This window comes from Granulicella aggregans, assembly GCF_014203275.1.
Classification (GTDB): Bacteria; Acidobacteriota; Terriglobia; order Terriglobales; family Acidobacteriaceae; genus Edaphobacter.
In genome coordinates this window covers 34529-46186 of the sequence record NZ_JACHIP010000005.1, presented here as the reverse complement: position 1 = coordinate 46186, position 11658 = coordinate 34529, and the positions used below count along the sequence as shown (strand labels likewise).

Genomic DNA, 11658 nt, shown 5'->3' with positions numbered 1-11658 from the left:
GCATACCGTTGCATACCAAGGAGCCATCTTTGAATCTGAGTCTGAATTTATCGCGTTGCGTAGTTGTTACAGCCATTGTGGGCGTGAATTCTCTCCTGGTCGCGCAGGCTCCGGGCAAGCCGGTTTCTACGGTGCCGGTCACGCCGTTTTCCGACGTTCAGAGAGGCTACGCAGCCTTGAAGGGGAACATCCTGAAGTCCGCCGACAGGATGCCTGCAGAGAACTATTCGTATCGACCGACACCAGAGGTTCGGACGTATGCGCGAGTGGTGAACCATATCACTGAAGCACAGTGGCATAGTTGTGGGGCGATCAATGGAACCGCAGCGGAGGCGCAGCCCAAAGTTTCTGAGGAGACTGCGGACAAGGCGACGATCGTCGCGGCATTGAATGCTTCGTTCGCAGAGTGCGACAAGGCCTTCGCATCGTTGACCGAGGCGAATCTGCTGCAGATGATCCCGTCGGGACCGTCGACGCGATCGCGCATCGGCTTGGCCTGGGGGACGGTCTCGCACGACAACGAGCAGTACGCGACGCTGGCGCTTTATCTGCGCCTCAAGGGACTCGTTCCGCCAAGCAGCGAGAAGTAGTCCAAGCCTGCGGTAGGCTTAAGTGATGAGTGCTTTCACTTTGGACGAGCCGTATGCGGGATTGATCTTCGATTGCGATGGGACGCTGGTAGACACAGCCCCGGTGCACTTCTATGCGGTGAATGAGGCTCTGAAGCCGCTGGGGCTGGAGATGCCGGAGGACTGGTACTACGCCCGAGCCGGGCTGACTCCGACGGCCTTGTTTACCGATTTCGAAGAGCTAACGGGCGTCACTCTCGACAAGCCCGACCTGGGGCGGCGGTATGCGCCATTCTTTACCGGCAACCTCGACAAAGTGCGAGAAATTGCGGTGGTCGCCGATATCGCGCGAGCGAACCATGGCAAGGTGCCCATGGCGGTGGGTTCGAATGGGCAGTTGAAGAATGTCGAGGCGACGCTTAGAGTCACCGGGCTTCTGGGGCTCTTCGACCACGTCGTGACTGCCGAACAGGTGGAACACGGCAAGCCGGCGCCTGATGTCTATCTGGAGGCGGCGAGGCGTATAGGAGTGGCACCTGCCGAGTGCATCGTCTTTGAAGATACGGACGAGGGTCTTGAAGCCGCACTCCGGGCAGGGATGATGAGCAGGGATATTCGGGAAGTGTGGAAGAAAGGCTAAAGGGGTTGTCAGTTCTTAACTCTTACTAAGAACTGACAACTCACCTCTATTCCTTCGAACCGTGGAAAAGCTTGTGGTTGATGTCCGGCCAGAACTCGCGGAAGGCGAAGGTGAAGGCGTCGATACCGACGCTGGTGCCCCACTGTTCGGCGGTGTTTCCGAACGTGCGCTCGGGCGAGGGGTAGTAGGCGTTCGAAAGCGCAGCGGCCATACCTGAGCCCAGAACTTCGCCGGCGTTGAAGACGTCCTTGCCGGCATCATCGCGGGTGATCACGACGTGTTTTATGGCATAGAGCGCGCGCTTCGAGAAGCCTCCGTCACCGAGAGTGTAGTAGCGGGTGTCTTCGTGCGCGATGGCTGGGACGATGAATTCGACGAAGTAGTTTTCGCTCGTCTGATCGAGCGTCGAATGCCAGAGATAGCGTCCATAGCCTACAGCCCCCTGGTGGAACTCAGGCGTTTGGTTGCGCGCCTGGTTATAGCCCGCGAGGAGGGCAGGGACGACGATCGAGGAATAGTCGAAGGAGTCCTGCGAGGCCGTGATGAACTTCTCCTTGATCGACTGCGGCGGTAGGTGCTGATTCGCGCTGACCGAGCGGAAGTTGGGAATGATGCCAAGGATGCGCTTGGTCTGGCCGTCTTGGTGGGCTGGGTGAGCGGGCGTAGTAGCGGCCTGGATGGGCGTCTGGTCCTGCTGGACGGTCGTCTCATCCGACGGGCCGGCACTGGTGCTGTAGGCCGGCTCGGTCGCGGCGGGGAAGTCGGGAGCGTTCGGGAGGGTCTGGGCGATCTGCTGACCGAGCGCCGCCGCTGAGAAGCTGATCGCGGCGAGGAATAGTGAGGGCATCGTGAGATTGCGGAGTTTTGAGTACATGTTCTCCTGTCGTACGGTTGAGATGCTTCAAACTCTGTATGGAAGGGTCCGTGTGCAGCGTTGCTCCCGGACAAATGAATCGAGGATGTAGAGATGCCATCCCGAGATCGCGCCAGCCGTTTGGGGCTTAAATGATACAGCCCGGTGCGTCAGTATCGCATGCCGCGTCCTGCCTCTCTTATGGTATTTCGGATTAGATGCGGGGTGAGGTGGATAAGTCGCGAGGGCAGTGGAATCAGTCGCGAATAGCCCGGAACCGTAACCGGACGTAGTCGGCGATCCAATTGCCGTCGGAGTCGCAGAGGACGGGGCGCAGCAACTCGAGGGTGCGGGCGACGGCTTGGGCGCGGTCTGCGCCGGCGAGTCGGTCGAGGACACCGTTGCGGAAGGTGTTCAGCCAGACCTCCATGCCGGACGGAAGCGGGGTAGGGCGGGGAATCAGGTCGATCGATTCAATGCGAAAGCCGGCGGCTTCGAGCAGGCGTGAGTAGAAGGCCGGTGATGCAAACAGGGACGCTGCTGTCTCCTCCGCGTCAATGCCGTAGCCGGCCATTACCGCCTGCAACGCGACGCGGATCGCAGCGATGTTGCCGTGGCCTCCCATCTCAACGACGAAGCGCCCACCAGGTCGAAGGGCGCGGTGGACTCCGGCAAGTACCGCCGGCGCGTTGCGGATCCAGTGCAATGCCGCGTTCGAGAAGACAGCGTCGAACTGGCTCTCGTAGGGTAGAGCCGTGGCGTCATGGTGGTCGATGCGCAGACCTCGAGCGCGGGCAGCTTCGACCATGGCCGCGGATGCGTCGACCCCGGTGACGATTGCCCCGGCGTCGGCGAGTTCCTCGGTCAGCGCACCATCGCCGCAGCCGAGGTCGAGGATGTGTTCGCCGGGCCGGGGTGCGAGCAGTTCCACGACACCCTTCGCGAGAGTAGCCACGAAGCGTCCGTTGGCGGCGTAGGCTGCCGTGTCCCAGGTTTGGCCGGTGATGGTAGATGATGGAGTCGCTTGATCTTTCATATACTCAAGTTTCGTGCCTGTGTGTGCCAGAGTGCGAGCGGTATTAGAACTTCTAATGCCATCTGAAGGGAATGCCTGTATCTGGCCGCTGCTGTTCAGTGATAGAGAGTGAAGGGATCAATGGCGATGATGGAAGTGGGAGCCGGGACACTGGCCGCAGTTGAGTTTGCAAAGGCGAACGGGGACCGATTCGTTGACGAGTTGAAGGCGCTGCTGCGGATTCCGTCGGTTTCGACCGCGCCCGAGCATGCGGAAGATGTACGCCGTGCGGCGCAGTTCTGCGCGGACGAACTGAAGCGCATCGGGCTCGAGAATATCGAGCTGATTGAGACGGCGACGACGGAGCGTCCGGGCGGCCACCCGCTTGTGTATGCCGATTTCCTGCACACGACAGGCAAGCCGACGGTCCTCTGCTACGGGCACTACGATGTGCAACCGGCGGAGCCATTGGACGAGTGGAAGTCGCCCCCGTTCGAGCCCACGGAACGCCACGGCAATCTTTACGCTCGCGGCGCCGTCGACGACAAGGGCCAGATGTGGATGCACGTCAAGGCGATCGAATCGCTGATGATTTCGTGTGGCGGCAAGCTGCCGGTAAACCTCCGTGTCATCCTCGAAGGCGAAGAAGAGGTTGGCGGCGAGGGCATCGCGACCTTTGTCCGTGAGCATGGCGAGCGGCTCAAGGCGGATGTGGCTCTCGTATCAGACACGGAGATGTTTGCGCCCGAGACTCCAACCCTCTGCGTTGGCCTTCGCGGCATGATCTACACCGAGATCGAAGCTCGCGGCGCGAGGACCGACCTGCACTCCGGCATGTACGGCGGCACAGTGCCGAACCCATTCGTGGCGCTGGCGCAGGTGATCGCGAAGCTTAAAGATGAAGACGGAAAGATACTGATCCCCGGTTTCTATGACAAGGTACAGACGCCCACGGACGCCGAGCTGAAGGCGTGGAAGGCGCTTCCGTTCGACGAGGAAGAGTATCGCGAGCATGAAGTCGGATCGACGGAGCTGACAGGCGAGCCGGGCTATACGACGCTGGAGCGGACGTGGTCGCGGCCAACGCTCGACGTTCACGGGATGCCGGGCGGCTTTATCGGTGCTGGAGCGAAGACCGTAATTCCCGCCAAGGCTGTTGCGAAGGTAAGCATGCGGCTGGTGCCGGACATGACGCCTGCAGAGACCTTTGCTCTCTATAAGGAGTACGTCGAATCCATCTGCCCGAAGGGGATTGTGCTGGAAGTCCGGCTGATCCATTCTGGCGATCCAATCGTGGTGAGCACGGACAATGCTTTTGTGAGGGCAGCGACCGAAGCCATGCGCGAAGTCTTCGGCAAGGACACCGTCTTCGTGCGCGGCGGCGGATCCATCCCAATCGTCGGTGACTTCGTGCGTGAGTTGAAGACGCCGACGGTGCTGATGGGCTTCGGTCTGCCAGACGACAATCTTCATGCGCCGAACGAAAAGTTCAACCTGTCCAACTTCCATCGCGGCATCGAGTCCATCATCCGGTTCCTCGCAGCGGTCGGGGCCTGAGCTTGGTCCTGCGGATAAGGCCGTACATCCTGGCCGGCGGCAAGAGCTCCCGCATGGGTCGTGACAAGGCCATGCTGGAGCTCGAGGGGAAGACGCTGCTCGCGAGGGCGGTCGATACTCTCCGGTCGGCAAGAGGGCTGCAATCGGAGGATGGGCGCGTCGAGGTGACCATCTGCGGCGAGCGCGATGCTCTTGAAGGAGCCGACCGCGCGATCCTTGATCGATATCCGTCCTGTGGACCCTTGGGCGGCATCGAGGCAGCACTGAATGATCTGGCGACAAGAGACGATGCCGACTGGGCGTTCTTCATCCCGGTGGACATGCCGCTGCTCTCCGAAGCGTTGATCGAGCAGTTATTGGCTGCGTGGGTCATCGAATTCTCAAAGAGCGAGAGTCTCGGTGCCTGCCTTGTTGAAGTGGAGGGAAGGCCTCAACCTCTGGTGAGTCTTATCCATCGTTCCGCACTGGAGTTGGTTCGGGAAGCGTTGCTGGCAGGCCGGTATAAGGTCGTGTCAGTGCTGCAATCTATAGGGGCATGTTGCGCGTTATTCGATCAGGAACTTCTAAGTCAGGACCAAGCCACAGTGTCGTCATCGACTCCTATCCGCGTGGTCAACTCTTTGGGCTTTCAATGGGCATCTCTGATCCGAATTCATCTTGGAGTTGCCTCCGAAGATGCGGTTCAAAATGAATGTTCGTTCAGAGAGTGTCGAGAACAATTTATCAATGTGAATACCGAAGCTGATCTAATAAAAGTCGCGACTTTGCTCAGGCACAAGGGTTCGAACAACCAGCCTGAACCGCTTGCGAGATAATTGCAGGAGGGTGGTAAAGTACGGACCTCGACCGCATCCAATGACTATCGCGCGGTAGATGCAGTAACTGAAGATTTTTGGAGAGCCATGCCTGATCTAAGTAAAGATTCTGTTGATATTCCGAAGGCTTCGCGAGAGGCCACGTCTGCTTCAACGGACGAATCGCCGGGGATATCGGCAACGGATTTGAGTGAAGGCGTCAGCGAAGATGTCGCTCCCATCGTTGATGAATTTATGGAGCAGGCCGCGGCGCAGAATGAAGCTGCCGCCGATGCGATTCCGGATACCAACTCCAAGCCGGGCAGCTACATCTCGTTCGAAAATGTTTCGAAGTCCTTCGGCAGCTTTGTCGTCTTGAAGGATGTCAGCTTCTGTGTGAACTCGGGCGAGACCCTTTGCATCCTGGGCCGAAGCGGCGTGGGCAAATCGGTATCACTGCAGATGCTGATGGGTTTCCTCAAGCCGGACTCGGGCATCGTAAGGGTTGCCGGTGAAGACATCGCCGGCTTCGATGAGAAGCAAATGCAGGAGATTCGCCGGAAGGTCACGATGGTCTTCCAGAACGGGGCGCTCTTCGATTCGATCACCGTTGGAGAGAACGTCGCCTTCCCTTTGCGGGAGCGGAGAGAGTTAGCTGAGGACCAGATACTGCAGGTTTCGAAGGGCCTCCTCGAGATGGTGGGAGTCGCAGGGATGGAAAATCTGCTTCCCTCCGATCTCTCCACTGGTATGAAGAGGTCCGTCGCCATAGCGCGAGCACTCTCCTCGCAGCCTGAGGCGATCTTGTACGACGAGCCAACGACGATGGTGGACCCCCTAATGGGCCATCTCCTTGGCGATCTCATCCAGCGCTTGAAGCATCAGCTTCACCTCACCAGCATCGTGGTGACCCACGACATGCGGTTGGCAAAGAAGCTGGCTGACAGGATCGTGTTTCTGCACGAAGGCAATGCACGTTTCTTTGGCACCATGGCGGAGATGGAGACAAGCCAGGATCCCATCATCCACGAATTCCTGGAGCTAGACGAACTTCTCTTACCGAGTTGAACTGGATAGCGAAAGTTGATGACGTACGCGGCTGGTGGGAGGTTTTTCCAGTTGCCTCAATCATTCGAGGTGAAGTTGCTTTGGACGGGAATTGCGGTTGACATAAATGCTGAAGTGAGGCTACGCTTGGCTAACGCGCATCTCCAATCAACTTCAACCTCCCCAACCCCGATGCAATCCAGGCCCGCTTCTATCAGTGAGTCAGGTTACGGCCGGACGCCAAATGGCTTAGTCGTCTACCACAGGAGTGTTACTTGTGGCTGTCGTTCTGAACGATAGTAGTAGACTTGGCGTTTCCAGCTTCCGCTATAGTCTCGATATAGATCACCGGAGTTTGATCCAGGGTGGCGCTATCACGAGATTCAGGTCAGACCTGTGCATCGGGTCGTCTTCACTTTGTAAGGAGGCAGTGTGGCAGCTCCCGATTATTTGCGTCCCATATCGACCTCGGACGGCGGAAGATCGAGCGCCGACGGATCATCGGTGACCAGTTTCGGGCTCTTCAATCGTCCGTCGGTAACGGGTCTGCTGTCCGCTTCACTGGACCTGATCAGCGCCCTGATCGCTGGCGGCCTCGCCATGAGGCTGCGCACTTCCATCCCCTTTAGGGGAGGCCCGTGGGATGGAGGGCACCTGCCCTTATCCTCTGTAGGCGTCTTCATGACCTACATCCTCTGGTTCGGCCTGTGCCTCGTCTTCTTCATGCGGACCTACGGTCTCTATCGTCCGATCCAGCAGATGAGTGGATTGCACGAACTCCGCATGACCGCGCACGCCAGCGTCGTCGCCGGTCTGACCCTCTGCGGAACCCTCTATCTCTCCAGCGGTGCCCAGATCTCGCGCATCGAGATTACGTTGACCCTCCTCATCGCTTTCGTGATGATTATTGTCCGCCGGATGTTCCGGCGACACATGATGTACAAGCGTTTTCGCGCGGGTATTGAGACGCGCAACGTTCTCATCGTCGGCGCAGGCCGCGTCGCGCACGCTCTCCGGAACCACCTGAACTCGCTCGATCACCTCGGATTCCGCTTCAAGGGATTTGTCGCCATCACTGAGGAAGAGAGCGACTCCGGCGACGCTGATATTGTGGGCGACTTCAGGAACTGCCTGAAGCTGGCGCGCACACTCTTCGTCGACGAGATTTTTCTTTCTGTCCCCGCAGATAAGAAGCTCGTGCTCGGACTGGTGCAGGAGGCCCGCACCGCCGGTATCGACGTCCGCGTCGTTCCCGACCTCTACGACGGTCTCGCCTGGAACGCGCCGGTCGAGTACGTCGGCCAGTTCCCAACCATTCCATTGCACCGCAGAGATTTTCCCATTGGCGCTTACCTAGTCAAGAGAGCGCTCGATCTTACGCTCGCCGCCCTCGGCCTGCTGGCTCTCTCTCCCTTCCTCGCCGTCCTTGCAATCTGGATCAAGATCGATTCGGAAGGCCCTGTCTTCTACGCGGCCAAGCGTATCGGACGCAAGGGGCGCTGCTTCGACTGCTACAAGTTCCGCACCATGGTCACCAATGCGGACAAGTTGAAGGCCGACCTCGAACACATGAACGAGCGCAAGGGAATTCTCTTCAAGATCGTCAACGATCCTCGCATCACCCGGGTTGGCATCAAGCTCCGCAAGTACTCGCTCGACGAGCTGCCGCAGCTGTACAACGTGGTTCGCGGCGATATGAGCCTGGTCGGTCCGCGTCCTCCCATCGCCTCTGAGGTCGAACAGTACGAGCTCTCCCACCTAAAGCGTCTGGACGTCCTCCCCGGCCTGACAGGTCTTTGGCAGGTGGAAGCGCGGCAGGATCCGTCCTTCGACAGCTACATCTCGCTTGATACCGCCTATGTAGAAAACTGGAGTCTCGCTCTCGACCTCAAGATTCTGGTCAGAACGGTAGGGGTAGTCATTACCGGTACCGGCTCTTAGCCTCTCCTCTTGTTCCACAATCAAGCGCCCCGCTCATCCGTTGATGATCGGGGCGCTTCTCCGTTGGATGACAGTTTCGCCACGCCGCAGGTTAGACTTGAAGTTGTGAGAATAGCGCTCGCCCAGATCAATCCCACGGTTGGGGACTTCGCCGGAAACAGCCAAAAGATCATAGAATTCGCAGCGCGGGCTGCATCGCAGGGCGCGGAACTCGTGATGTTCCCCGAACTCGCCATCTGCGGATACCCACCTGCTGACCTGCTCGAGAAAAAGGACTTCCTCGACAGCGCGGGCGCGGCGCTCGCCGGGATCGCTGCATGGACCGCCGAGCGGGGCCGGCCGGCAATTCTTTGCGGAACGATCATGCCGCTGAAATCCGTGATCGGTAAGCATGTGCGCAACGTCGCCGCCCTCTTGCACGGCGGAAAGATCGCATTCACCCAGCAGAAGATGCTCCTTCCGTTCTACGACGTCTTCGACGAGCAGCGGTACTTCGAGCCGGCCAGTCATCAGGCGCTGACCAGTGTCGGCGGCGAGACGCTCGCCATCACCATCTGCGAGGACGCCTGGAACGATAAGGGCTTTTGGCCGCGCAGGCTCTATCCCACCGACCCTGTCGAAGAGCTGATGCGGCAGTGGGACGACGCGCCTCCCGGCTTTCACCGGGTCATCTTGAACATCTCCGCTTCACCCTTCTGGCGCGGCAAGCGAACGGTTCGCCGCGACATGCTTTCAGCCCTGGCCAAGCGTCACAACGCCTTCGTCGCGATGGTCAACCAGGTCGGTGGCAACGATAGCCTCATCTTCGACGGAACCTCGATCGTGATTGGGCCGGACGGTAGCGTGGTCGCGCAGGCGGCTTCGTTCTTTGAAGACATCATCCTGTTCGATACAGCTTCCGCAACAGGAGAGGTGCGCTTCGGCGATGGCGTCTCCGGTGTCGTCCCACCCGCTGGGAGCGGGGCCACGTTCGGCGAGGGTGCGGGCAGTCAAGGAAACGTTGACGACGAGATCTCCGCGATGTGGGACGCCCTCGTCCTCGGCACGCGCGACTACGTGCGCAAGTGCGGCTTCTCGAAAGCGCTCGTCGCCTTGAGCGGAGGCATCGACTCCGCCCTCGTAGCCGCTATCGCTGTCGAAGCTCTCGGCCCGGAAAACGTAATGGGCATCGGCATGCCGAGCGAATACTCGTCGACTGGATCGGTCGACGACGCTCGCTCTCTGGCGCAGAATCTCGGCATCAAGTTCGAACTGCTGGCAATTCATGACGTCTTCAATCAGTGCGAGTCAATCCTCGCTCCTCTGTTTGCGGGCACGAAGTTTGGGCTCGCAGAGGAAAACCTGCAGTCGCGGATTCGCGGCAGCCTGCTGATGACCATCTCGAACAAGTTCGGCGCTCTGGTCCTGACCACCGGCAACAAGAGCGAGATGTCCACCGGCTACTGCACGCTCTACGGAGACATGGTCGGAGCGTTGGCGGTCATCGGTGACGTAATGAAGACGAAGGTCTATGCGTTGAGCCGGTATGCGAACCGCCAGCGCGAAATCATTCCGCTGTCGACGATTGAGAAACCCCCATCAGCAGAGCTGCGCCCAGACCAGAAGGATACGGACTCGCTGCCTCCCTATGAGGTGCTCGATCCGATCCTCGAAGCATACGTAGAGCGGTACTGCTCCGCCGAGCAGATCGCCCGCGACCAGGGTGTTGATGTAGCTCTGGTGCGGTCAGTCCTCCAACTGGTGGAGAGATGCGAATATAAGAGGCAGCAGGCCGCGCCCGTGTTGAAGGTGACACCCAAGTCTTTCGGTCTGGGCAGACGGTTTCCCATCGCGGCGAAGGTTCAAATTTAAGTAGCGCAACAGCAACATACACGGAGGAAGTTTTTGAAGATTGCAGCGATAGTTTCGACGGGATTTGCGGCTGTTCTGGTAGTGGGAGCGTTTGGGACCTCTGAAACTGCATTCGCGCAGGCAGCGCCACCGTCGCTGACGGCTCCCTCCGCTCAGCCAGCGCCTGCTGCACCGACCGATCCATTTCCCCCGGTCAACATGAAGTACTTTACGACTGATACTCCGTCCGGCGATACCGTGAACGGCTTCCTGCACTCACTCTGGGGGTACGATGAAAACCGCATCTACCGCGTCGAGGGCATCCAGAAGACCTCTGCCCCGGGCGTCAGCAAGGTGATCGTCTACGTCTCCGACAAGACCCCCAACGCGAAGGTCCAGAGCACTGCCTTCTACGTCATGCCGGATGGCAAGCACGCCATCGCGGACACCATGATCGACTTCGGCATCAACCCCTACGCCGAGAAGCGCAAGCTCCTCCAGGAACGCGCGAACGGCCCCGCTCAGGGGGCCGCCGGGAAGGACCTTCTCCTGGTTGAGTTCTCCGACCTGCAGTGCCCGCACTGCAAAGAGGCCGCGACCACCATGGAGCAATTAGCGAAGGACTTCCCCAAGGCCCGCATCGTGCACCAAGCCTTCCCGCTGACAGCCATCCATCCCGCGGCCTTCCAGGCGGCCGCCGTAGGTGCCTGCGTCGCCAAGCAGAGCACCGATGCCTACTTCAAGTACGAGGCCGCGGTCTACGCCACGCAGGAGGCGCTGACTCCCGAGGGCACAGCGAAGACTCTGGATGCGGCAGTGACCAAGGCCGGACTCGATCCCGCTGCAATCGACCTCTGCGCGGCGACGGCTGAGACCAAGGCCGCAGTAGCCGCCTCCGCCAAACTAGCCGAGGAAGCCGGCATCGACCAGACACCCACCCTCTCGGTCAACGGCCGTATGCTCCCGGTCTCGCCAGCAGCTATGCCCTACGAGATCTTGAAGAAGATCATCGTCTTCCAGGCGGGCATCGATGGCGTGAAGGTCGACAATCCTCCACCGAGCCTGAACACGTTGAAGTAGATCTACGGGCTGCCTGTTCGCCGAAGTTCGGCGAACAGTGTTGGTGACAGTACAGACGGTCCGTGTCGTGAGTGCTAGGGTTAGCACTCGCGACACGGACGGTCTTTTTTTATTTGCAAGACCCAGGCCTGCCGGCAATAGGAGTGGGATGAACGTACGTCTTGCAATCATTGAGGTGGAACATCTGAGCGAGCAGACGCTTCTCGTCAACTTCAATGACGGGACTTTCTCTTCGTTTTCTGTCTACGAACTGGCAGCGCTGCATCCGCAACGGCTGCTCGGAGACGGTGAGAACGCCGAGATAGGACAGGAAAGCCTGTGAAGGCGGCAGT

General features: G+C 59.4%; 11 protein-coding genes. 9 read left to right on the top strand and 2 right to left on the bottom strand.

Annotated elements, in window-relative coordinates; translation table 11 throughout:
- The first annotated feature begins 29 nt into the window (after window positions 1–29).
- Window positions 30–590, top strand: coding sequence for a DinB family protein (locus tag HDF16_RS17465; RefSeq protein ID WP_246409261.1), 561 nt, complete (start codon window positions 30–32; stop codon window positions 588–590).
- A 25-nt stretch (window positions 591–615) separates the two neighbouring features.
- Window positions 616–1209: an HAD family hydrolase gene (locus HDF16_RS17460; protein WP_184219400.1), complete on the top strand. Its 594-nt coding sequence runs from the start codon at window positions 616–618 to the stop codon at window positions 1207–1209.
- A gap of 46 nt (window positions 1210–1255) precedes the next feature.
- On the opposite strand, the gene HDF16_RS17455 is transcribed toward HDF16_RS17460, so the two are convergent.
- Together HDF16_RS17455 and HDF16_RS17450 are read right to left on the bottom strand one after the other, a co-directional pair.
- Window positions 1256–2083 (bottom strand): hypothetical protein, encoded by an 828-nt coding sequence (locus HDF16_RS17455; protein WP_184219397.1) that lies wholly within the window; start codon window positions 2081–2083, stop codon window positions 1256–1258.
- Window positions 2084–2318: 235 nt separating this feature from the next.
- Window positions 2319–3098 (bottom strand): class I SAM-dependent methyltransferase, encoded by a 780-nt coding sequence (locus HDF16_RS17450; RefSeq protein WP_184219394.1) that lies wholly within the window; start codon window positions 3096–3098, stop codon window positions 2319–2321.
- 120 nt (window positions 3099–3218) lie between these two features.
- Here HDF16_RS17450 and HDF16_RS17445 point away from each other — a divergent pair, with 120 nt between their 5' ends.
- The 7 genes from HDF16_RS17445 (at window position 3219) to HDF16_RS17415 (ending at window position 11648) form a co-directional block, all read left to right on the top strand.
- On the top strand, window positions 3219–4634 hold the full coding sequence (locus HDF16_RS17445) for a dipeptidase (protein ID WP_246409259.1): 1416 nt from the start codon (window positions 3219–3221) through the stop codon (window positions 4632–4634).
- A 2-nt stretch (window positions 4635–4636) separates the two neighbouring features.
- Window positions 4637–5449, top strand: a complete 813-nt coding sequence (locus tag HDF16_RS17440; protein WP_281383496.1) for a molybdenum cofactor guanylyltransferase — start codon at window positions 4637–4639, stop codon at window positions 5447–5449.
- A gap of 87 nt (window positions 5450–5536) precedes the next feature.
- Entirely contained in the window at window positions 5537–6496 is a 960-nt protein-coding gene (locus tag HDF16_RS17435; protein WP_184219388.1) for an ATP-binding cassette domain-containing protein, read from the top strand.
- A gap of 411 nt (window positions 6497–6907) precedes the next feature.
- A complete protein-coding gene (locus HDF16_RS17430; RefSeq protein ID WP_184219385.1) occupies window positions 6908–8416 on the top strand; it encodes an exopolysaccharide biosynthesis polyprenyl glycosylphosphotransferase in 1509 nt (502 codons plus the stop codon).
- 105 nt (window positions 8417–8521) lie between these two features.
- Window positions 8522–10267, top strand: coding sequence for an NAD+ synthase (locus HDF16_RS17425; protein WP_184219382.1), 1746 nt, complete (start codon window positions 8522–8524; stop codon window positions 10265–10267).
- A gap of 33 nt (window positions 10268–10300) precedes the next feature.
- A complete protein-coding gene (locus tag HDF16_RS17420) occupies window positions 10301–11326 on the top strand; it encodes a thioredoxin domain-containing protein (RefSeq protein ID WP_246409257.1) in 1026 nt (341 codons plus the stop codon).
- A gap of 148 nt (window positions 11327–11474) precedes the next feature.
- Window positions 11475–11648 carry a hypothetical protein gene (locus tag HDF16_RS17415; protein WP_184219379.1) on the top strand — a complete coding sequence of 58 codons (174 nt, stop codon included), beginning with the start codon at window positions 11475–11477 and terminating at the stop codon, window positions 11646–11648.
- Window positions 11649–11658 lie beyond the last annotated feature (10 nt).